Genomic DNA, 24,896 nt, shown 5'->3' with positions numbered 1-24,896 from the left:
TTGATACGTATGAATGTAAACGCCAGATTAAAATTTTCTGCATTGGCAATAATATACTTACTGACATTTTCTCTTGGGCCTACAGTCGCTTTTGCGCAATCAGCCTTTAAGGCTACTAAGATCTCCAACGGATTAGTGCTGCGTTCGGGAAGTAAGATACTTAAGGTTGAGTTTGTAGATCAGGCAATTGTTAGGGTAAGGAGTGTTCCGGATGGCGACTTTAAAAGTAATGAAACTGATGTATGTATACCATTGCCTGAAAGAAATGTTAAAGTCGATTTCGCAAGCGCTGGCAATTTTGTAAGCCTTAAATCCAAACAGCTCGAGGTTAGGGTATTTTTGACTACCGGAAGTATATCTTATTACGATAGCAAAGGGAATACACTTTTACAGGAGGATCAGCAAAAACCCCGCAGTTTTGAGAAGGTAGAATTGCTTAAATCAAACTATAATGATGCGGTGAGTAAGGTTGAGAAAACCGCGAACGGAGACCAGGTTCAGGCTAATATCACCAATAAGGAAAAGGTAGGATCTGCATGGCATGCTGAACAGAACTTTACCTGGCAGCCCGGAGAGGCCTTATATGGTTTGGGCTCCCATCAGGAAAACCTGATGAATTTGAGAGGGACCAGGCAATATCTCTATGAGCATAACCTTAAAAAAAGCATGCCGGTTTTAATGTCTGACCTGGGGTATGGATTATTGTTTGATGCCGGTTCGGCCATGATATTCAGGGATGAACCTGAAAAGCACGGTATGGAAATGCTGGCTGTAAATCAGATCGATTATTATTTTATGTACGGTCCTGAATTCGACCAGATTATTCACCAATTCCGTACCTTAACCGGAAAGGTAGAAATACCTCCAAAATTCATGTTCGGTTACATACAGTCTAAAGAACGCTATAGAAATGTTCATGACCTGGATAGTGTTTTAACCAGGTTTAGAAATAATAATATCCCCCTTGATGTAATTGTACAGGACTGGCAATACTGGAAGGGAAATTTATGGGGCTATAAGAAATTTGATGAGGCCAAGTTCCCCGAGCCGGAAAAAATGATCAGTAACATTCATGAAAAAAAAGCACATTTCATGCTGTCCATCTGGCCACAGGTAGCTGCAGAGGAAGAAAAAGAGATGTCGGCAAATGGTTATGTTCTGGGGCGAAAAATATACGATGCCTTTAATCCGGCGGCGAGAAAGATGTATTGGGACCAGTACGTGAACAAGAATTTATTTTCAAAAGGGGTTGATTGCTGGTGGGCCGACTCTTCTGAACCTGTTGATTACGATTGGTCGGGCAAGGCTAATGATATTGCCGGCAATCCCCTCGTCCGTTTTCAAAAAAACGTTCAGGTGATGGCCGATTTGCTTGGAGACCTCAGGGTAAATCTGTTTTCTTTACATCATGCAATGGGTATCTATGAAAACCAAAGATTAACCTCGAGTACCAAACGTGTGGTGAACCTTACAAGAGCATCCTATCCGGGAATGCAGCGGTACGGGACAATTGTATGGAATGGGGATACCAAAGCAACCTGGAACGATTTTAAGAGCTGGATTTCCGGCGGACTAAACTATATGACTACGGGCTCTCCTTACTGGACGATAGATGCCGGGGCATTCTTTGTTAGGCCAAGCAAAACGTGGTTCTCGAACGGCGACTTTCCAAACGGTCCATCAGACGATGCGTACCGCGAATTTTATGTGAGGAATTTGCAATATGCCTGCTGGTTACCAGTGATGAGGAGCCATGGTACCGATTTTGCCAGGGAGCCATGGCAATTTGGTCAACCAGGAAATGTATTTTATGATGCTATACTTAAACAGATAAAACTTAGGTACAGGCTTCTGCCATATACCTACTCAATTGCCGCAATGGTGAACAAAATGGATTATACCATGACCAGGACACTGCTTTTCGATTTCCGTAAAGATAAAAAGGTGAAAGATATCAAAGATGAGTTCATGTTTGGTAATGCCTTTTTAATATGCCCGGTAACTGATCCTCAATATACCGGAAAAGGCTCATCATCGCCAAACGATAAGAGCATAAAAAGCAGGGCAGTATACCTTCCTGAGGGAACATTGTGGACCGATTTCTGGAGTGGCAGGAAATATAAAGGCGGTACATCTATTGATGCGGCCAGCCCATTAGATTATATCCCTGTTTTCGTTAAAGCGGGTTCAATTATTCCCTTAGGACCCGACCAGCAATATGTGGGCGAAAAACCGGATGCACCTCTTGAAATCAGGATCTATCCGGGCAAAAATGGTACGTTTACCATTTATGAGGATGACGGTACCACTTACGACTACCAAAAAGGTAAAACGGCAAGCTATGACCTGTCCTGGAATGATGACCGCCGCGAATTCCGCATATCTAAACGCCGGGGATCATATGACGGAATGATCGCTTCAAGGAAAATGAATATCGTGCTTGTCGAGAAAAATAAAGGCCTTGGCGATGGAGAATTTACCGGAAAGCAGTTGGTTTATGAAGGGAAGGAGCTGGTAATATCTTTATAGCGGAACGATCGTGATACCGTATTCTTAGCAATACTTTACGCTTTTAAGTTTTGTCCGTTTACCAATATACCGCGCATCTTATCTGTATGCATCTGGTTTCTAAGGCCCGGTAATGGCAGATTTAAATGGTACAACAATTAAAGTTGGCTATTAATGAACCAACTATTCTTATAAAAATAGAAATATTTTGATCTGCAGATAATTGTTAAACTTCATGTTAAATTAAAAATTTTCAACGTGAAGTTTAATGGTTGTTTCCTTAACATTCCATTGCCTTTTCGGGCTCGAATTTAACAATTCTGTATTTTTTACATCATAAATTCCTAACTAACCAGGCGCATCTTTGTGGCAAATTAGTCAGGAGACTTTGGCCCATTTACGAGCCGTTCCCACTAATACAAACCAACTATAAATTATTTTTCATGAAAAAAATTTACAAACTGATTTACTTCACTGAGGTAGGCAGGCTGCGTTGTTTATTGATTATGCTTATGCTTTTGTCAATAAATGTAATGGCACAAAACACCCGGAACATCAGCGGTAGGGTTGTTGATGAGATGAACCAGCCGATGCCTGGTGTAACCATAAGAATAAAAGGTGCTGCCGGCGGAACTTCAACGAATACCGATGGAGACTATACTATTTCTGTAAAACCATCCAATGTGTTGGTTTTTTCTATGATGGGTTGTATATCAAAGGAAGTGCCTGTTGGTAATCAAACGCGAATTAACATAACGCTTTTGCCAGACAATCAAAAATTGAAAGAGGTTGTGGTAATTGGTTACGGTACGGCAAATAAAAAAGACGTAACCGGTGCGGTAACCTCCATTAAATCTGAAGAGTTTAACCAGGGCGTAATGGTAAATCCTGCCCAACTACTACAGGGAAAGGTTTCGGGTTTGAATGTAACTAAAAGTGGCGATCCGAATGCTAAACCATCTACTATTCTGCGTGGTCCGTCTACATTGAGGGAGGGGGCTGCGCAAGAGCCATTTTATGTAATTGATGGTGTGCCGGGTGCCTCAATTGATTTACTGGCACCTTCCGATATCGAAAATATTGATATTTTAAAAGATGCTTCTTCGACCGCTATTTACGGTTCAAGAGCAGCTAATGGTGTAATCATTGTAACAACCAAACGCTCAAAAAATGGCCAGGCACGCCTGGCTTATAGCGGTTATGCGGCTGTTGAAAAAGTATCCAGAAAATACGATATGCTTTCTGCTCCTGAACTGAGGCAGTACCTTGCTGATAATAAGCAGGTATTGAATGCTGCTGATGATGACGGCTCAGATACCAATTGGCAATCTTTACTCGAAAGAACCGGGTATTCCACAAATCATAATCTTTCTTATGGAGGAGGCGGACAATCTTCTGACTATGGCGCAAGCGTAAACTACCTGGATAATAAAGGTATTTTGAAAAATACATCCCTAAAAAGAACAATTGTTAGGGCTTATTTAAATCAAAAATTTTTCAATGATAAGTTAAAACTAGGCTTAACCATTACCAATAGCAATTCAAAAAGCACTGATATCTATCAGTCGACGGCTTTACCAAATATGCTTTTTTATCTTCCAACGGTTAGTCCCTTTAATGCAGATGGTTCTTACAAAGAAAACTATAACCGTACCGGAAGCGGAACAAGAAATCCACTATCGGTTGTAGACAATAACAAAATTGATAACCTTAACAACAAGACCCTTATTAACGGGATGGCCCAATTAGACATCCTGGAAGGCTTGAAATTTACGGCCAGTGTATCTTCACAGCGCGATCAAAACAATTACAGTACCTATTTAAACAGCCAATCGGGATTGGCACGCGGCGTAAACGGGCAGGCACAAAAAATTGATGCACTTAATAAAAGCCAGGTTTTAGAAGGTTACTTTAATTATGATAAATCGATAGGCAAGCATAGCTTAAAATTATTGGCAGGTTACTCTTGGCAGGAAGACAGAACAAATGATGGTTTTGGAGTTACAACCCAGAATTTTTCAAATGATAATTTAGGTTATAATAACCTCTTTTTATCAAACCCGACTTTACTTTCGCAGATTGCTTTTAATAATGCACCAATTTCTACCCTGAGGTTAATTTCCTATTATGGCAGGGTACAGTACAATTATAATGAAAAATACCTGTTCCAGGCTTCATTAAGAGATGATGGCTCATCTGCTTTTGGCCGTAATAACCGCTGGGGATTGTTCCCGGCTGTTTCTGCCGGCTGGAGAATTATAGGAGAGGAATTCATGAAATCATTGCCAGCAATCAGCGATTTAAAACTCCGCGCAGGTTATGGGGTTTCTGGTAACAGCTTAGGATTTGATGCGTTCTCCTCACTGCTTATTTATGGTACACTTTCTGGGAGCAACAAATTTCTTAACAATGGCAACATCAGCAATGCCATTGGGCCCGTTCGTAATGAAAACCCCAATCTAAAATGGGAAAGTACAGCAACAAGTAATATTGGTTTAGATTTCGGACTTTTTAATAACAGGCTAACGGGCTCTGTTGACTTTTACATAAAACAGACTTCTGACCTGATATACGACAGATATGAAGTATCTACTACGCAGTTTTTCTTACCTACCATAACCGCCAATGTTGGTAAAATCAGAAATACAGGGGTAGAATTTTCATTGAATGCAACCGTAATCAAATCTGATAGTTTTAAATGGGTAAGTTCTCCAAATCTGGCGCATAATAAAAATAAAGTCGAAACCTTGTCTGACGATTTTTATAAGATTGCAGCCATCCAGACCGCCCAGCTTGGGGGTAAAGGCCAGTCGGGTAATTTTAGCCAGCTTATCCAACCGGGTTACGCTTTAGGAACTTTTAATCTCTGGAATTATGCCGGGAAAAATGCTGCAGGTGTAAGCACTTATATTAATGCTGCCGGGCAAACGATTGCTACACAGCCTTTAACAACAGATGCGAAGATTGCGGGAGATGCGCAACCAAAATTAATTTATGGATGGGCAAACAGTTTTAATTATAAAAACTGGGATTTCAACTTTTTGGTTAGGGGAGTATTGGGCAACAAAATACTAAATGCAACAAAAGCTTCTTTGAATAATCCGGCAGATGCCAAACTTCAGAATATTCCGAGGTTTACTTTGGGAGAATCTTTTAACGATATCAATGCTTATCTGATTTCTGACAGGTTCCTGGAAAGTGGTTCTTACCTGCGTTTAGATAATGCAACCTTAGGTTACACCATAAAGCCTAAGAGTCCTGCTATCAAAGCCATCAGGTTATATGCTACAGCAAACAATCTTTTCGTCATCACAAAATACAGCGGATTAGACCCTGAAATTAATATCGGTGGTTTAACACCAGGTATTGATAACAATAATTATTATCCAAAAACAAGAACGTTCAGTTTTGGTGTAAGTGCATCATTCTAAAAAAATATAACGATGAAAAAAAACATTATCCTGTTCAATATAATAGCTTGCCTGTTGGTTTTTCAATCATGCAGTAAGCTCGATGTAGATGTGGAATCTCAATATGTTAAGGAAAACTTTCCACACACCAATTCAGATTATGCCTCACTTTTTGGTACTATGTATTCCAACCTGTCCTCTTCATTCGGTGTTCCTTACTGGAGGATGCAGGAACTCTCTACCGATGCGGCTATATTACCGGCCCGCGATGGGAATTTCGATGATGGCGGACAATACCGTCAGCTCCATTACCATACCTGGACAATTGATCACCCCAATGTAAGGGACATCTGGCAGTGGGGTTTTGGGGGGATTAATAACTGCAACCGTTTAATCAACCTCACAAATGAGTCTTCAGTGCCTCAGGCCACTAAAAACAGCAGTATTGCAGAAGTAAGGGCCATGCGTGCATTGTATTATTTCTTCATGATGGATTTATATGGCAATGTGCCAATTATTGACACGTTCCCTGTAAGCGCTCTTCCGGGTAACCAACCCAGGGAAAAGGTTTTTGAATTTATTGAAAAAGAGCTTTTGGCAGTTGTTGGGCAGTTACCAGTTAAGGATAACAATAATAAGGTAGCGGTTTATGGACGTCCGACGCAGGCAATGGCTTACGCGTTACTTGCAAAAATGTACTTAAACGCCGAGGTTTACACGGGCCGTGCCAGGTATACTGATGTTGTAACAATGGCCGATAATATATTGAAAAACAATAATTACGCTCTTGATGCCAAGTATTCAGATATTTTTGATGTAAATAATGGTCCGCAGATTAATGAAACGATATTTGCCATTCCTTACGATCAGCAGATTCCAGGAAATCAAATGACCAGATTTGGCTTCTATCCTGCGCTGGCGCCAGCTTATGGTATAAATGTGGGTTTCAGTATTTCGATGAGTACCACACCCGAATACTTCAAAAGGTTCAATTTAAACAACGATGTTCGCACAACCTTCTGGCTGGTAGGTAAGCAGTATGCGCCTGATGCAAACCGCAAACCTGATTTAACAAAGCCTGTTTATATTGCAGGAACAACAACTCAGATTGAGATTACTCCTGATCTTATTTTAAAACCGGGTAAACCAATGGATTTAGGCAACACAGTTGCTGATCAGGCAAAAGGTGTGCGTTCGGTAAAATACTGGCCAGATCCAAATGCTATTCAGGCTACCCGCCTTAATGGAAATGATATGCCTGTATTACGCCTTGCAGATGTAATGTTAATGAAAGCCGAAGCGATTTTGAGAGGTGCATCTGCAACTACGGTAAATGGCGAGTTACAAACACCACTTTTATTGTTAAATAAAATAAGGGCCCGTGCAGGTGCAGAAACCGCAAGTGAGGTGAGTTTGGAAAATTTACTTGATGAGCGGGCACGCGAATTTAGTTGGGAGGCCTGGAGAAGAAATGACCTGATCCGTTTTGGACAGTTCGAAATAGAATACCCTTTGCCAAATGATGTCTTAAACATGAATAAGGATATCACCAGAAGAATCTACCCGATTCCTGCCAACGAATTAAAGCTTAACAGCAATTTAAAACAAAATCCTGGTTATTAACCAGATAAAATCAAAGCATTGATGAAATTAACAAGTTCCCTGGTTTTAGTGTTGGTGCTGCCGGCAATTGCTTTAATTGCTAAAAAGGAAGATTTGCCCATCAATCAGATACAGGTTATCGGTTCGCATAACAGCTATAAACAAGCCATTAATCCGGAGCTGCTAAATGTGGTCAGATTAAAAGACCTGGCAGCAGCAAACAGTTTGGATTATGAACACATCCCCATGCCAGAACAATTGGATATGGGTTTAAGAAATCTCGAAATCGATGTTTATGCAGATGAGAAAGGTGGCAAGTATGCGCATCCATTTGGACTTGAGCAGGTAAAAGGTCAACCTGAATTCGATAAAGCTGGCGAAATGAATAAACCGGGTTTTAAGGTCTTTCATATTCCGGATTTAGATTTCAGGTCTTCAGCACTAACTTTGGTTACGGCATTGCAGCAGCTAAAAAAGTGGTCGGAAGCCAATCCGGAGCATACGCCGATCTTCATCACTTTAGAAGCTAAAGATGACTCGATAAGGCGTACAGGGTTTACGCAGCCAGAGGTTTTTACCGGTAAAACTTTTGATAAGCTGGATGCTGTGATTATCGAAAATTTAGGAAAAGAACATATTTTAAGCCCGGATGAGGTAAGGGGCAAATACAAAACTTTGGAAGAGGCTGTTTTGGCAAAAAACTGGCCGAAACTTAGTGTAGCGAAAGGTAAATTTCTTTTTGTTCTGGATGCTAAAGACAGAAAACGCTCAACGTACATACAGGGGCATCCTTCACTTAAAGGCCGTGTAATGTTTGCCAATGCAGAACCCGGAACTCCTGAGGCAGGTTTTATGATTAGAAATAACCCAAAAGATGAACAAATTCCTGAATTGGTAAAGAAAGGTTATATCATCAGAACCAGGGCAGATGCAGATACGAAGCAAGCCAGGATGAATGACCGGAGCGATTTCGAAGCTGCCTGTAAATCTGGCGCTCAGGTTATTACAACAGATTATTATAAAAAGAGTACGCACTTTAAATCAGATTATGCCATCAGTTTTGCCGATGGAAAATACTTTAGAGAAAACCCCTTGTTTAAAAATTAAGTACAGGTATGAATAGAAGGTCGTTATTAAAAGGAGGCTTATTAACCGGTTTAGGTTTGCCTTTTGTAGGTATAAAAGAGGTGATGGCTTCGCCAACAGCTGGACGAAAAAAGGCTAAAAATATCATTATGATGGTGAGTGATGGGATGAGTACCGGAACGCTGAACATGGCCGATATCTATTCTAACCGCATATTGGGCAGAAGCAGTAAGTGGTTAGGTCTTTACAGGGATAATAAAGTGGCAAGGGCACTGATGGATACCGCTTCGGCGAGCTCTTTGGTTACCGATTCTGCCGCGGCAAGTTCATCATGGGGTGGTGGCGTGCGTGTTAAAAACGGTTCTTTAAACGTGGGTATTAACGGTGAAAAACCTCAGCCAATTTTTCAAAAGTTTAAAGAAAGAGGTAAAAAGGTAGGTTGTGTAACCACTGTACCCATTACGCATGCAACGCCTGCAGGATTTTGTGTAAATATTGATAATCGTGGTGGACAGGATATCATTGCAGAAATGTATCTCGGGTTAAAATTTGATGTGATGATGGGAGGTGGACACCAATATTTCGGAGCGAAAAGGCCAGGCGGAAACCTGATTCCAAAATATTTGACCCAAGGCTACAAAATTGCAGAAAACAGGGCTGAAATGTTAGCGTTAGATAAATCAAAGCCGGTTTTGGGATTGTTTGCAGAAGACGGAATGCCTTACGAGGTAGACAGGTTACATGATCAGGAGCTAATCAAATCTACACCGAGTTTGGCAGAGATGACCATGAAAGCGATAGAACTCATGAAAGATCATAAAGATGGTTTTGCATTACAGGTTGAAGGTGGTAAAGTAGATTGGGCCGCACATTCGAATGATTTGAGCGGTTTAATTTTCGATCAGCTTGCCTTTGATGAAGCTGTTGGAAAAGTAATAGAGTTTGCCGAAAAAGATGGCGAAACGTTAGTAATCATCACCACAGATCATGGCAATTCGAACCCAGGTTTATTTTATGCGGATGAAGCCAACAAAAAGTTCGATAGCCTTCAAAACTTTAAACACAGTAATACCTGGCTTTTGGGGCAGCTTAATCAATCATTTAGCGAACAAAAAATAATCGATCTGATAAAAGAAAACCAAGGTTTTGAAATGAAACCAGAAGATGTAAAATCACTATTGGTTCATTTTAAAGATATTGCTCAGGGGCAGCTTTATAACGAATCGAACCTGCCGTTTTACGAATACGGTAAAATTTTAGGTAAATATACAGATGTACAATGGGCTGGTATGAACCATACCGGAGATTATGTTGAATTAGCGATGTTTGGTCCGGGTTCAGAAAATCTAAAACCTTTTGTTAAAAACTACGAGTTACATAATTTCATGCTTAAAGCGGCAGAAATGCCCGAAGCTTTTTTAGTAAAAGCCTGATCTTATTAGCAAGTTAATCAAATAACCAGGGGCTTTCTTATAAATGCCAAATGTCATCTTGAATTTATTTTATAAAAATCAATATGAGTGAAAGCCTTCTCCGGGATCGTCATTTCGAGCGGAGTGCAACGCAGTCGAGAAATCTGTCTTTATAGATTTAACTTCGCTGGGCACTTCGTGGTTCTCCATTCGCTGCCGGCAAAGCCGGCTGGCTCCAGTCGAAATGACGATTCTTTTATAACGCTTTCAATGGTAGCCTGTTGAGTAAAAAAACAGCAGTTAAAGCCTTTTCATACTTCGTCAGTCTTAGTACAGACTGGACTCAACTTCACAAAATTCAAGCGGCTTAACAGCGGTAAAAATACCTCCCCGAAATTTGCTGTTGACTATTGCAAGAAGGATTTTTTGAGTAGATTCGTAACTTAAGTTGTCCGATTGTACAAAATCTTTTAGAACTACACCAACGTTAGGTGGGCATCTGATGCCACGAACATATCAGCATTTTATACAACACCATGATTGGTGCTATGTTGATCGTTTTGGATTCAATTTTTTTTATAATTTTACTGGCTATGAGCAACCAGCACAATCATACTGATGAGGAACTGATCGTAATGTTGAGGGAGAACGAAGTGGTTGCTTTCAGGAAAATTTATACGAAGTATTGGTATGAGCTCTATGTAATGACCAATAAAAGATTGAGGTCTAAAGAAGCTGCCGAAGAGATTATCCAGAACTTCTTCACCACGTTCTGGATCAACCGGGAAAAAATAAATATCAAGGGTTCTCTAAAAGCCTATCTCCATTCTGCTATCCGCTATTCAATTATTGATTATATGGCTAAGGAGGCTACCCGGAACAATTATCTCGAGTTGCTTTCATTCAGTTATCAAGAGGCTACGAATACCACCGAAGAAACCATCTTTATAAACGAGCTGGAAAAGGGAATCAACGGAGTGATTTCGAAGTTGCCGGCAAAATGCAGGAAGGTATTTGAACTCAGCCGGAAAGAGCATAAATCCAATAAGGAAATAGCAGAATTACTGGGCTTATCTGAAAAGACGGTAGAAAACCATATTACCAATGCCTTAAAGTATTTCAGGGCGCATTACAAGGTAATTTTGATTGCTTCTGGTTTTGCCTGGTTACTCCGCTAAATTGACAACGTTTAATAAAATTCCCGTCATCTCGACTGAAACGCAGTGGAATGGAGAGATCTATCCTGTATAAAAGACCCTGAAACGAGTTCATGGTGACGATATCCTGGAGAAATTTACTGTGCAGATTAGCTTCGCTGAGCTTTCTGATTTTCAATTTATATTGATCATACCGTCCTATTTAATTTTTTTTATTTTTTTTTTTGGGGGCAAGGGTCAGGTTAACCGACTATACCATTAACGAACCAAATATAACTACAAATCAACATGGGCCGATCAATAGCCGTTTCCTTACTTAAAAAATACCTTTCTGGCGATTGTACATTGAATGAGATAGAACAGGTAGACCAATGGTTTGACAGTATGGATGAGGTACCTGAAGATATTGCAGGCCTTTCTGATGAGCAGAGGAAACTTGTAGAAGATAGAATTTTTGAACGCATCCTGCTCAATATCGAAGCAAAAAGTGACCAAAAGATCATATCGATTCACAAAAAATCAGTACGTATAAACAAACTGCTGTGGGCAGCCGCATCACTCATCCTGGTGCTTGGGGCAGTGCTGATCTGGAGATACCATTCGCAGCTGTGGCAACAAGACCAAACTGCAAAATTACACCAGGCAGTTCACATCAAACCTGGTGGAAACAGGGCAGTACTGACTTTAGACGACGGATCGTCAGTTGTACTGACCGATGCCAAAATAGGTGCACTGGCCGATCAGCAGAATGTTAGTGTTATCAAAACCGCCGAAGGCGAGCTCAGCTATAAAATCCATGCCGGATCTGCATCTTCGAAGATAACCTATAATAAGATTACCACACCACTTGGAGGGAAATACAGCGTTGTGTTGCCTGATGGAAGTAAAGCCTGGTTAAACGCAAAATCGAGCTTGCGGTTCCCAACTGCTTTTACGGGTGCTGAAAGAATTGTACAGATGACCGGCGAGGTATATTTCGAGGTGGCTAAAAACCCTCATCAACCCTTTAAGGTACAATCTGGCGGAACAGAAATTAAAGTATTGGGTACACATTTTAACGTAATGGCTTATGAAGATGAGGCTGAGCAGAAAACAACATTAATTGAAGGCAGTATCCATTTATCATCCGGTAAATTTTCACAATTATTAAAACCAGGGCAGCAGGCACTGGTAGATCCGTCTGGCATAAAGGTGAATACCAATTTCGATATGGAAGCAGTAATGGCCTGGAGAAATGATCTTTTTATCTTCAAAGACATGGAGATTAAAGAAATTGCCAGGCAGTTGACCCGATGGTACGATATTCAGGTGGTATTTAAAGGAACGCCTTCCAAAATATCTTATACAGGAACAATTTCTAAAGACGTAGAACTTTCAGAGCTGTTAAGTATGCTTCAATTTACGGGATTAAAATATGAACTGAACGGGCACCTGCTCACTATAATCGATTAAAGAAACACAATCGATAAATAAATTTAACCAAATAAATATTTCAACATGAGAAACTACTACAACACTGCATAATGTAAGGGTAACCATGCTTTTTAAGAAAAAACCGGATCGTGTTCGCAGCACATCCGGTTACAGTAAAGGTTACTTACAATCCGATTTAGACAACATTATAATTTAACCAAAACTCCATAAAGATATGAATTTATTTTTTAGGATCAGGCAGGTATTGCGCCGTGATTCTTACCAAATCTTGTTAACAATGAGACTCGTAGTGCTTTTTTTGACGCTTACCCTTATGCAGGTTAGCGCTAGCAGCTTCAGTCAGAATTTAACACTTAAACAGGATAATTCTGACATCATTTCCATCTTAAAGCAAATAGAGAAACAGAGTGGTTACCACTTGCTTTTCAGGCGTGCCGATATAGATGATAAGTATAAAATAAACCTTAATGTTACCGATATGCCTATTGAACAGGTAATGGGCGTAGTTTTGAAAAATACTAACCTTGATTTCAAAATCATCAAGAAAACCATTATCCTTAAAAAGGTTCCCTATCTACCATTTACAACCGTTTCGGTTCGTGATGTGGAGATTTCCGGTACGGTGAGCGATGAAAAAGGAGTAACGCTTCCAGGGGTAGTTGTTAATGTAAAGGGTACCAAACAATCAACGGTAACCGATATTAATGGTAAATTTAAGATATCGCTGCCTGCGGGATCAACTACCCTTGTATTTTCTTTTGTTGGAATGGAGCCCCAGGAAATTAATCCGGGTAACAAGAGTATTTTGAATGTGGTACTTAAGGCACAGACCACCTCACTTTCTGATGTAGTGGTAATTGGTTATGGAACTCAAAAACGTACAGATCTTAACGGAGCGGTTTCATCTGTAAAAGCTGCCGATATTGCCAATGTGCCTCAAGCCAGCATCGATCAGATGCTGCAGGGCAGGGCTTCGGGACTTACCATTTCGCAAAACTCCGGCGCACCTGGCAGCAATACCTCTGTGCGTGTACGGGGAGTAACTTCTTTAAGTGGCAGTAATGAGCCTTTATATGTGATAGATGGGGTGCCAATTTCGGGCGATGCAGGCAATCAGAGCACCAGCGGGAGGTCTCCTTTACAGGCTTCATCTTCCAATGCCAATTCGCAAACTACCGTAAGTCCTTTATCATTGATCAATCCAAATGATATTGAATCTATCGATGTGCTAAAAGATGCATCGGCAACCGCAATATACGGAAACCGGGCTTCAAACGGGGTAATTATCATCACCACCAAAAGAGGAAAGAGCGGTAATTCATCAATAAATTATGATGGTTATTATGGTTTCCAGCGCGTGGCAAAATACATGGATGTAATGAATCTTCGCCAGTATGCAATGCTTCAAAACTCACTGGGCGATATTTACGGCACTGGAAGGAGGGTCGAATTTGCAGATCCTTCTGTATTGGGAGAGGGTACCAACTGGCAAAAAGAAATATTCAGAACTGCGCCGCAACAGAGCCATCAGGTAGCGGTTTCAGGTGGTAAAGAAGGATTAACCTACTACATTTCCGGTGGATACCTGGGGCAGGACGGTACCGTGATCGGTTCTGATTTTCGCCGCTACAGCCTCCGGGTAAATGCTGATGCACAGGTAAAAGAATGGTTTAAACTTGGAATTACCTTAACCGGGAGCCGGTCGGCAGAAAACGTAGTCACCAGTGATAATAACGGGATTATATACAATGCTTTACTGCAGGCTCCTGATTTAGCGGTAACCAACCTGGATGGTTCCTATACCGGTCCTCCTTTGTCTGACCCCCTTGCTGCCGCAGCGGCATTAAACCCGGTTGCACAGGCCCAACAGATCAAAAATAAATTGAACAGGAGTAACATTAACACCAATATTTATAATGAAATTAAGTTCATCAAATCATTATCACTAAGATCAGAACTTGGGGGTGATTTTAATTTCTCTGATAATAATGTTTTTACACCAAGCTATTCGTGGGGCCGTTTTACCAATCCTACAGCTTCTCTAAAAGAAAGATTTCAGCAGAGCACATTTTTGATCTGGAAAGAGTACCTTAATTACAACCAGACATTTGGCCAAAAGCATAACCTAAGTGCCATTTTGGGCTACGAGGTTCAACAGTCAAACTGGAGGGGGATTGAAGGTACACGCCAGGGCTTTTACAGTAACGATGTGCAATCGTTAAATTTAGGTCAGGCTGTTACGGCTACGAACGATGAATATATTGGCACACAGCGCCAGGAGTCAATCTATGCGCGTGCCATTTATACCTACAACTCAAAATATAGCCTTACTTCTACCATCAGGAGAGACAAGACTTCTAAGTTCGCCGATGGCTCTCAAACCGGTTATTTCCCTTCATTTGCAGCTTCCTGGAAATTATCTGAAGAACCATTTATGAAAGGGATCAATAAGGTTGTAAACGGGCTTAAGATCCGCCTGGGTTACGGAGAGGTAGGTAACCAGGATGTTCCCAATTACCTGTACAGCTCGTTGCTGAGATCTTCGCAAACGGGTTTAGGCACGGGTTTTCTTGCCGGACGGATTGACAACAAATCGTTGAAATGGCAAACTTCTATCCAATACAATGGTGGCCTTGATATGAACTTTTTAAACGGTAAAATCAGCACCAGCATAGATTTTTATAAGAAAACCTCAAAAGACTTCTTATTCCAGCTTACCCTTCCGGCCTATTTGGTAGGTGGTCCTGATTATTTAGGCGGTATTAATCCTCCATATGTAAATCTTGGAAAGATTGACAACGTAGGTTTTGATTTGAACATTAGCTCGCGCAATATTGATAAAGGCGATTTTAAGTGGAATACAAATGTGGTGCTTTCGCATTATAATAATGAGGTTAAAGAGCTTGGTAATGGCCTTACCGAACTATTCGGAACCATAACCAGCGCTTACCTGCAAACCCCTGTTACCCGTACCGTAGTAGGCAGATCTGTAGGCGAATTTTACGGTTATAAAGTAAAGGGGATATTTAAAACACAAGCACAACTTCAATCGGCCCCGGTTCAATTCGGGCGTAGTATTGCCAATAACAGCAATAGCACCTGGCTAGGCGATGTGCAGTATGAAGATGTAAACGGCGATGGGGTAATCAATGAGAAAGACCGTACGGCAATTGGAAATCCAAATCCTAAATTCACCTATGGCATTACCAACACATTTAGTTACAAAGCTTTTGATTTTACCTTGTTCCTGAACGGGTCTTATGGTTCCAAAATCATGAACCTGTTAAACAACACCATGGGTAACCTGGCGGCTGTATACCAGAATCAATACGCGGCATACAGTAATTTCTGGACGCCACAGAATCCTGATTCGAATATTCCTGCACCTAAAATCGGTATTGATAATCCTAACCTGTTTGTATCTGACCGTTATGTGGAAAGTGGATCTTTTTTACGTATACAGAATGTTAGCCTTGGTTACAGGGTACCTGTTTCATGGATCAGGAAATATAAATTCTCTAATTTAAAAATTTACTCAAGCGTACAAAACCTGTATACGTTTACAAAGTACAAGGGTTACGATCCTGAAATCGGGGCAATGAATCAGAGTGCCATTTTAAATAATATCGACCTGGGCAGATACCCGATTGCCAGGACCATCACTTTTGGAATAAATGCACAGTTTTAGTGACCCACAATTATTGAACAAAATGAAATCATATTTAATATACAGCTTTATTTTTATAGCCATTGTTAGTGCTGGTTGTAAAAAGGACTTTTTTAATATTCCTCCACAAGATGCACTTAGTGCCGATAATTTTTACCAAAACGCCGAACAGGTTCAGGCCAGTACCATTGCTTTGTATAATTCGCCATGGTTTGACTGGAATGCTAAAGCTTCGTGGTGTATTTCGGAATTACTGAGTGGCAATGCACACACTTATTCTCCTGATGTAATTAACTTTGGAAATTTTTCTGTAACGGGAGATAATACCCAATTGTCATCAGCCTGGAATTCGTTATACAGCGTAATTGCACAGTCTAACGCGTTAATTAATAACCTGAAAACAAAAGTACCCGCCAGCGTGCCCGCTCCCGTAGTTAATAATGCGATTGGTGAGGCCAGATTTATGCGGGCCATGGCCTATTTTTATCTGGTACGGATATGGGGAAATGTACCGATTATCGAAAATAGCCTGGATTATGTGGGCAATTATCAGATTAATACCAATCCGGTAACCGATGTGTATAAATTCATCATCAATGACCTCAAATATGCTGAACAAAATTGCGATAAAATGATCAGAACGGGCTCCGTTTCACAGGGTAAAGTATCCAGCGGATCAGCTTCGGCATTACTATCTAAGGTTTATTTGTACATGCGCGATTATTCGAATGCAAGGTTAAAAGCAGAACAGGTAATTAACAGTGGCGAATTTAAATTGTACGGAATAGATATTTCGGGCAAAACTTATGCTGATTTGTTTAAAACGGCCAATAATAATAATGAAGAAAGTGTTGCTGCCATTCAATGGCTGGGCGGATCTTCTTATGGCCATGGTAATGCATTACAATCTTTCCTGGCATTCAACTCTGAAATTACGGGTACCGGCGACGGTTATGGAAGCGTTACACCTTCGATTGATTTGCTTACCGCTTTCGAACCAGGCGATTTAAGGAGAAAGCCAACGGTGATGATGCAGGGCGATGTTTATCCGGAAATTAACCAGGCCAAAGGCGGTTACACTTTACCTGCCGGAGCAGTTGCCCAGGGGATGCCAGTTTTTATTAAAAAATATGTAGTAGGCACCCCGGCAGATAATGGCGGGAAAGGTGCTGCATTTTCGACAGGCAATAATACTTACCTGATGCGTTATGCCGATGTATTGCTAATCGAAGCAGAGGCAGTTCTTGCCGGTGCTGAGCGTACTTCTGATGATGCTGCACTTATCCCTTTTAACAAAATCAGAAGAAGGGCAGGCCTTATTCCTAAAACCTCCATCACTATCCAGGATATTTACCAGGAACGTCGTATGGAATTTGTATTTGAGGCTGATTATTGGTTTGATCTGGGCCGTTTAGATGGTTTTAATGTTACCTCGCATCCTAAAGCAATTGCCATTATTTCTAACCAGGAAAGAGGAATTTACAGCAACACCACACCGGTTGTAATCTGGGGGCAAAAATATACCCCAACCGATGCAAATTTCCGTTTGCCTTATCCTACAACAGAAACTATTTTAAATCCTAAATTACTATTGCCTCCTGTGCCTTACAATTTTAAATAAGCTATTATGAAAACGTTATATAAAAATACTATAGCCCTTTATCTGACTGGCATCTTTTGCATGCTGATCTTTGCCACCTCATGCAAAAAAGACAAAGAGGGGCAGGGTGCACCAAGCATTACCAGGGTTCGCACACTGGTAAGACCCGGAGATAGTCAGCTCACCCCACTCGATTCAACGGTTACGTCGGGCGATGTTGGTGTTACTTATGTGATAGAAGGAGAAAATCTGAAATCGACCAACCGGGTAGAATTCAATGGAGCATCAGCCTATCTTAATACGGCTCTTTTCAGTGATAAAAGCATTGTGGTAATGATCCCAACCACCGCTACGTGGATTAATCAAACAGGGAAATTAACACTCACCAATGCATACGGTAGCACCAGCTTTAATTTTAGTATTAAACAACCTGCTCCGGCAATTACCGATGTGAGTCAGTTTGCCGGTAACCCTGGCGATGTAATTACCATTACCGGTTTGCGGTTTGATCAGGTATCGAGCGTTAAATTTGGTACAACAGCAGCCCAGGTAATTTCTTCAACCAGCACAGAACTGAAAGTAACGGTTCCGGCAGGTGCTTTGGGGGCAGTAAGTGTGACTACTCCGGGAGGTACGGGCACTGGGCCATACGTATCTTACGATGGTGTTGTGGTTCCGATATTGCTGCCATTTGGATTCAGAAATTTATTTTATGATGATCAGATAACAGCAGGCTACGATTTCAACTTCGGGGGTGCCAATGCTGATGTGAACAATACAGAAATGGTAAAACGGGGTACGCATTCGATCAAGCTTACCTATACCGGAAATTACGCAGGATATGCCGTAGGCAGTAATACCCCTGTTGATTTGACCGACAAAACCTACGTTAAGTTTTCTATTTATGGTACAACGGGTACTGAAGGTAAAATAGTAAAAGTTGCATTAGGTGATTTTGACAACCGTAATGTGAGCGTTGTACTGCATGCAGGCAAGTGGACCAATTATGTGGTTCCGATAGATCGCTTTCAGAATGCCAGTCAGCCCGGGAAACCTACAAGCCTGAATTGGATCGGCTTTCAGGAGCTGAGTGGCAATGCACCTGAAACCATTTATTTGGATGATATTGGGGTGTATTAAATAAAAGGATATTTTAATGAGGTTGTATTATAAATAATAATTCAATCGAATTTGTCACGTTGAGCCTGTCGAAATGCCTTTAAGAAATTTATAACAGGTTCTTCGACAAGCTCAGGATGACATTCAGTCTTAATGCTTCAACCTCTTCCTGATTTATAATTTAAAATAATCAATTAATGAAAGTAATAACATAAATCGAATTTGTCACGTTGAGCCTGTCGAAATGCCTTTAAGAAATTTATAACAGGTCCTTCGACAAGCTCAGGATGACATTCAGTCTTAATGCTTCAACCTCTTCCTGATTTATAATTTAAAATAATCAATTAATGAAAGTGATAAAATAAATCGAATTTGTCACGTTGAGCCTGTCGAAACGCCTTTAAGAAATTTATAACAGGTTCTTCGACAAGCTCAGGATGACATTCAGTCTTAATGCTTCAACCTCTTCCTGATTTATAATTTAAAATAATCAATTAATGAAAGTAATAACATAAATCGAATTTGTCACGTTGAGCCTGTCGAAATGCCTTTAAGAAATTTATAACAGGTCCTTCGACAAGCTCAGGATGACAATTTAGCCTTAATGCTTCAACCTCTTCCTGATTTATAATTTAAAATAATCAATTAATGAAAGTAATAAAATAAATCGAATTTGTCACGTTGAGCCTGTCGAAACGCCTTTAAGAAATTTAAAACAGGTCCTTCGACAAGCTCAGGATGACATTCAGTCTTAATGCTCCAACCTCTTCCATATTTATAATTTTAAAATAATCGATTAATGAAAGTGATAAAATATATGCTTGTTGGCATCATGATGCTGGCAGCCAGTACCCATGCTTTGGCACAAAAAAACCTGGTTATTAATGGTGGCTTTGAAAATGAGTTGGATGGATGGGTCGATTATTCGGCCAAGGTAACACCCTACATATACAATTCAGGGAAAATGAGCAGTGCTATATTTTCTTCAGATTCTTCTAAATGGACCGGTATACATCAGGTTGTATCTTTACCTAAAAATACCCAGTATATACTCATGAGCGCAAAGATTAAAGCAGACGCGGTGAGTACCGGGAAAAACCCTTGGAACGGAGCGTTATTTCTTTTTGAGACCCTTAATAAACAGGAAGCTAAAATTGGCGAGGGAATCAACATTGCTTCAGTTACGGGAGATGCCGATTGGAAGCTGTATGAAAAAGCATATATTATTCCGCCGGGTATTACGAAAATAAAGTTGTTATTTGCATTGGGTTATGTCACCGGAACGATGTTCGTAGATGATGTAAGTCTGAAAGTAATTACGCAATCTGAGTTCGAAAAATATTTATAGTATGATAAATAGCATCTTGTACAGGTCGGTTTTAATATGGTTATCGCTAATTGCCTCCGTGGCAACTGCCCAGGAAATGAAGGTTCCAGATATTGTGCTGAACCAGTCGGGGTATTATCCAAAGCTGGAAAAAAGTGCAGTCGTGCTGCGGGCAGTTTCAGAAAGTAAATTCGAGTTGTTATCAATGCCAGACCGGAAGGCGGTGTACACTGGTGTATTATCTGAACCTAAAACTACCGGCTACTCGAAAATTAACACAAGAATTGCAGATTTTAGCACTTTCGACCGGCCTGGCCAATATATTATCCGGATCGCCGGGCTTTCTGAATCCCCTGTTTTTAAAATTGCAGATGGCGTATATCACGATCTTGCCGTGGCCGCATTAAAAGCATTTTATTACCAGCGTGCCTCTTCTGCACTGGATGCTGACTATGCAGGCAAATGGTATCGCGCGGCCGGGCATCCCGATACTTCAGTTTATATCCATCCATTGGCTGCTTCTAAAAACCGGAAGGCTGATACTAAGATCAATGTTTCGGGCGGATGGTACGATGCCGGAGATTACAATAAGTATGTGGTGAACAGCGGTATCTCTACTTCTACCTTACTTTCTGCCTACGAAGATTTTTCTGAATATTTTCAAGGTCAGAAGGCACATATTCCCAATGCAAAGAACAAGGTTCCTGATGTGTTAACTGAGGCCATTTACAATTTGCGATGGATGCTTAAAATGCAGGACCCAGCTGACGGCGGAGTTTATAATAAATGTACCAACCTGGATTTCGACGGCATGATCATGCCTGATAAAGCCACATCAAAACGTTACGTGGTGGCAAAAGGCACGGCAGCAACACTTAACCTGGCCGCTGTTGCCGCACAAGCTTACCGCATTTTTAAGCATTTTCCCGAACAATATCCCGGGCTGGCAGATAGTTGCCTGTTAGCCGCCAAAAAAGCCTGGAGCTGGTCGGTAAAAAATCCAAATATCGCTTATGATCAGGATGCACTCAACAAAATGACAGACCTGAAGGTAAACACAGGAGGCTATGGCGATGGGAACTTCGAAGATGAATGGGCCTGGGCCTCGGCAGAACTATTGGCCTCAACCGGGCAACAAGAATATTATGATGCTTTTTTTGCACGTTTAAATGCTCCGCTAAGCTTACCTAGCTGGAACAATGTAGCTGCGTTGGGATATTATACCTTGATCAGGTGCGAGGGACAGCTCCCTGAACAGTACAAAAGTGTAACCAGCATTCTGAAAAAGAAAATACTTGGCCTTGCCGATCGCTACTTAGCTGCTTTTGAAACAGGACCCTATCATACTGTAATCGGTGCTTCGCTTAACGATTTTGCATGGGGAAGTAATTCTTCAGCAATGAATCAGAGCATATTGCTTATCAATGCTTATCTGTTTTCCAAAAAGGATGCTTATCTCGATGCTGCGCTTAGTAACCTGGATTACATTTTGGGTAAAAATGCAACTGGTTATTCTTTTGTAACGGGTATAGGTTATAAATCGCCTATGCATCCCCACCACCGCCTGTCGTCTGCCGATGGTGTTGCCGAGCCTATTCCGGGCTTGTTGGTTGGAGGGCCTAACCGGGGGAAACAAGATGGACTTCAATATAATGCAGAGCCAGAATTGTCATATCTTGACGATGTTAACTCTTATGCAAGTAACGAAATTGCCATCAATTGGAATGCTCCGTTGGTATATGTGGCAAATGCGGCGGAGTGCCTGCAAAAGGGAAAAAAATAAGGATCAAAATGATTTCATAAAGGAGGTTCGGCATACCTCAGCTGCTGGATGATTGGTTTCCAAAATCCAGTACCGGAGAGGGGTGCCGATCCCTTCAAGATTTCCTATTCATTAGGAACTAAATCCCTGGTTAAAATGCAACTGCTGAAATGGTTTGGCCTGCAAATTTATCTTTAAAGTTCCTTTGGCCTTTAACAAAATCAGAGTGGTTTATAAATAAATTCTAATTTGGTTTTACCTGTGTCTACAGTTTTACCTGCTGTAACATCGAGTGCAAACTCATATGCAGCAGTTTTATTCGATAATAAATCAAGTAGTTCATAATCATCAGTGTAAATATTTCCATCTGTTGTAAATGCTGTAACCCTTACTATTACCAGGTTAGCGCTATTTTCCCGCATGATGTAATCCTTAGCCGAAATATTTTTCACTTCATATGCAACGATTAATGAACCGGTAGCCCGCTCTTGGCCGGTTAGTTTTAACTGGAGGTTTGTAAGTGGATATTTTTCACCTGAGGGATTATCGCCAGGTTTTTTCTTACAGGATTCAAATGCCACTATAACGAGCAAGAAAACCAGGATACAGGTAAATCGGATTTTAAATAATTGTTTCACTGGTAGATATTTAAGTGAATAAAATGTGAATTGACTGAAATTGTCCCTACAGATTTTTCATTACAATAACCTGTAAAAGGTAAGTTAAGGTGTTGTTTTTATTAATACTCCGGAATTTTTAAGCTTTAAAATCATTAGCTTATCAATCTTTTTTAAAAAGCCCTGCTTTTAGGTTAGCACCGGCAGATCCTGCTGCCAATTGTAAATAATTACGTTTGCTCTGGTCTTTTTCGATTTTTACTGTTCCGGTAGTTTGTATATGCTTCATCTCCAAAAAGCTCGTTGAGGTGGCATCGTTGCTGCTTAAGGCACCACTTCCATATCCGGCCAAATTGGTATAGTCTGTAAAAAGGCAATCAGAAGCTTTATACTGCCGGGTACTTCCTTTTTCCCGTACCCATACCGTACTTGTGTTAGCAATGATGTTATGGTGAAAATCAAATTCTTCGCCATTGGTACTTTGGGTTGTCCAAACACCACTAAAATAGCAGCCATATACCAATGAATAGCGCATCACACTCCGGCTGCCGCTCCCTCCATCGTTTTTCCAAAAAACAACCGGGTTTTTGCAGTCAATGAACACACAGTGATCGATAACAAGGCCGTAACCATTGGCTATAACCCCTACATGCAAGGGCAATACATCAACATTTCCGGCAAAAAGACATTGTGTTACAAGCAGATCATCTAATTTCTTTCCCTCACGCCATACCGGATAAGAACGGCGTAAATTAGAACCATCTACGTAGGAGTAGTCAGGGCTCCCTGTAAATCGAAGTCCTTCGATGGTTACATGATTAATTTCAGGCTGTATCCCTTTCGCTTCTTCTCCGCCAACGCCCGGTACAAGTGGAACCACTGTCATAACAACCGGCATTTTCTGGGGCATCCAATCGGTATCGTCAGGCATAGTTTCTGCACGGATAACGAGACGGTCTTTAACCGTATATTTGTTGTTGGTGAACACAACGGTTTGGGTTAACAGGTGCAACCCTTCAGAGAGAAAAATTGTGGTCGGTCCGGGCGCGTGGTTAAGATTTACGCGCTTTGCGGCCTCGAAAAGGGTCTTTAGCGGATGGGTTTGCGTTCCGGAATTTCCATCATCGCCTGTTTTAGGATTAACATATAAATCTTCTGCCCGCACCAGCACTATGCTCATTACAGTTAATAGAAGAGTAAGCGTATATTTTACCATATTCTTTTTTTTGTAAAATTAATACACGCTCATCCGCCAGGAATGGTCATTTTGTGTTTAAACTGGTCATTTTACCACTTCTTCCGGTATTGTTGAGGCGTAATGCCTGTAAACCTTTTAAAGAAACGGTTAAAGTTGGATGGATCGGAAAAGCCAAACTCATAAGAAATTTCTTTTGCGGATTTATTTTGATGAAGTCTTTTCTTTACTTCCGAAATCAGCTTGTAATGGATCATTTGCTGGGCAGATAAGCCACTAAATTGCCTGCAGATTTTATTAAGAAATCCGTAGCTAACATTGAGCATTTTCGCATAACCTTCGGCACTTAGGCCGTCAACTACCTTTTTTTCAAGTAAAGACCGGAACCTGTAAAAATCGGGATGAACATAGGTGTCGCCCTGAACATTGTAAAGCCCGGCATAATACCGGTTGAGAATAACCAGTAACTGGTACAATAACGACCGGATAAAATGATTACTGTCGTTCTGAAGTCGCCCGAATTCTCTCTCTATTTCATATAAAAGGTCAAGGCATTTTCCAAATGGAGCCTCAGCTACCAGCATATTGGTAGGGCGTGAATATTGATTGAAGTATTGAAATCTGTAGAGGAACAGCTCATCTGAAAAAAAAAGATGGAGAAAGTCTTTTTCGAAGAAAAGTGTATAACCTTTTACCTGCTCTTCAATTTTCCAGCGGCGGACTTGTCCTGGACTGGTGAATATAATGGTTTGCGGGTTTATTTTGATCTCATTTTCGTCGAGTGTAAAAGTACCGGTTCCCTTTTCTATAAAAATGATTTCATAGAAGCTAAGTTGATGTGCAGTAGTATCTAAGACATAATTCTTCAATGTTTCGATACGCCCAATATCCAGTAACAGTTCAGTACCATACTTATACGGGAGAAAATTATAGGTTTCAATTTTTGCTGCTGCGGCCATTTCCCTTTACAATAGATGGGTTAAAATATAAAATTTCTATT

General features: G+C 40.8%; 15 protein-coding genes. 12 read left to right on the top strand and 3 right to left on the bottom strand.

What is annotated here, in order from left to right:
- Positions 1–42 precede the first annotated feature (42 nt).
- The 12 genes from ACFSR6_RS07905 (at position 43) to ACFSR6_RS07850 (ending at position 22,105) form a co-directional block, all read left to right on the top strand.
- Positions 43–2,529 carry a glycoside hydrolase family 31 protein gene (locus tag ACFSR6_RS07905; RefSeq protein ID WP_379077292.1) on the top strand — a complete coding sequence of 829 codons (2,487 nt, stop codon included), beginning with the start codon at positions 43–45 and terminating at the stop codon, positions 2,527–2,529.
- Positions 2,530–2,951: 422 nt separating this feature from the next.
- A complete protein-coding gene (locus tag ACFSR6_RS07900) occupies positions 2,952–5,939 on the top strand; it encodes a SusC/RagA family TonB-linked outer membrane protein (protein ID WP_379077289.1) in 2,988 nt (995 codons plus the stop codon).
- A 12-nt stretch (positions 5,940–5,951) separates the two neighbouring features.
- The gene (locus ACFSR6_RS07895; protein ID WP_379077286.1) at positions 5,952–7,541 is read left to right on the top strand and encodes a RagB/SusD family nutrient uptake outer membrane protein; all 1,590 of its coding nucleotides are present in this window, start codon (positions 5,952–5,954) and stop codon (positions 7,539–7,541) included.
- Positions 7,542–7,562: 21 nt separating this feature from the next.
- Positions 7,563–8,627 carry a phosphatidylinositol-specific phospholipase C1-like protein gene (locus tag ACFSR6_RS07890; protein ID WP_379077283.1) on the top strand — a complete coding sequence of 355 codons (1,065 nt, stop codon included), beginning with the start codon at positions 7,563–7,565 and terminating at the stop codon, positions 8,625–8,627.
- A gap of 8 nt (positions 8,628–8,635) precedes the next feature.
- Positions 8,636–10,039, top strand: coding sequence for an alkaline phosphatase (locus ACFSR6_RS07885; protein WP_379077280.1), 1,404 nt, complete (start codon positions 8,636–8,638; stop codon positions 10,037–10,039).
- A 572-nt stretch (positions 10,040–10,611) separates the two neighbouring features.
- On the top strand, positions 10,612–11,196 hold the full coding sequence (locus ACFSR6_RS07880; RefSeq protein WP_379077278.1) for an RNA polymerase sigma-70 factor: 585 nt from the start codon (positions 10,612–10,614) through the stop codon (positions 11,194–11,196).
- Between the two features lie 267 nt (positions 11,197–11,463).
- A complete protein-coding gene (locus ACFSR6_RS07875) occupies positions 11,464–12,627 on the top strand; it encodes a FecR family protein (RefSeq protein ID WP_379077275.1) in 1,164 nt (387 codons plus the stop codon).
- 196 nt (positions 12,628–12,823) lie between these two features.
- A complete protein-coding gene (locus tag ACFSR6_RS07870; protein ID WP_379077273.1) occupies positions 12,824–16,297 on the top strand; it encodes a SusC/RagA family TonB-linked outer membrane protein in 3,474 nt (1,157 codons plus the stop codon).
- Between the two features lie 22 nt (positions 16,298–16,319).
- A complete protein-coding gene (locus ACFSR6_RS07865) occupies positions 16,320–17,897 on the top strand; it encodes a RagB/SusD family nutrient uptake outer membrane protein (RefSeq protein WP_379077271.1) in 1,578 nt (525 codons plus the stop codon).
- A 6-nt stretch (positions 17,898–17,903) separates the two neighbouring features.
- A complete protein-coding gene (locus ACFSR6_RS07860; RefSeq protein WP_379077269.1) occupies positions 17,904–19,016 on the top strand; it encodes an IPT/TIG domain-containing protein in 1,113 nt (370 codons plus the stop codon).
- Between the two features lie 778 nt (positions 19,017–19,794).
- Positions 19,795–20,343, top strand: coding sequence for a carbohydrate binding domain-containing protein (locus ACFSR6_RS07855; RefSeq protein ID WP_379077267.1), 549 nt, complete (start codon positions 19,795–19,797; stop codon positions 20,341–20,343).
- Position 20,344: 1 nt separating this feature from the next.
- Positions 20,345–22,105, top strand: a complete 1,761-nt coding sequence (locus tag ACFSR6_RS07850; RefSeq protein ID WP_379077264.1) for a glycoside hydrolase family 9 protein — start codon at positions 20,345–20,347, stop codon at positions 22,103–22,105.
- Positions 22,106–22,305: 200 nt separating this feature from the next.
- Here ACFSR6_RS07850 and ACFSR6_RS07845 read toward each other — a convergent pair whose 3' ends face one another.
- The 3 genes from ACFSR6_RS07845 to ACFSR6_RS07835 form a co-directional block, all read right to left on the bottom strand.
- Positions 22,306–22,722 carry a hypothetical protein gene (locus ACFSR6_RS07845; protein ID WP_379077262.1) on the bottom strand — a complete coding sequence of 139 codons (417 nt, stop codon included), beginning with the start codon at positions 22,720–22,722 and terminating at the stop codon, positions 22,306–22,308.
- Between the two features lie 142 nt (positions 22,723–22,864).
- Entirely contained in the window at positions 22,865–23,917 is a 1,053-nt protein-coding gene (locus tag ACFSR6_RS07840) for a hypothetical protein (protein ID WP_379077259.1), read from the bottom strand.
- A 71-nt stretch (positions 23,918–23,988) separates the two neighbouring features.
- Complete coding sequence (locus tag ACFSR6_RS07835; RefSeq protein WP_379077256.1) at positions 23,989–24,855, bottom strand: AraC family transcriptional regulator; 867 nt, start codon at positions 24,853–24,855, stop codon at positions 23,989–23,991.
- Positions 24,856–24,896 lie beyond the last annotated feature (41 nt).

Origin of the sequence: Pedobacter vanadiisoli (assembly GCF_042684385.1) — a bacterium.
Taxonomy (GTDB): domain Bacteria; phylum Bacteroidota; class Bacteroidia; order Sphingobacteriales; family Sphingobacteriaceae; genus Pedobacter; species Pedobacter vanadiisoli.
This window is presented reverse-complemented; position numbering and strand designations above follow the sequence as displayed.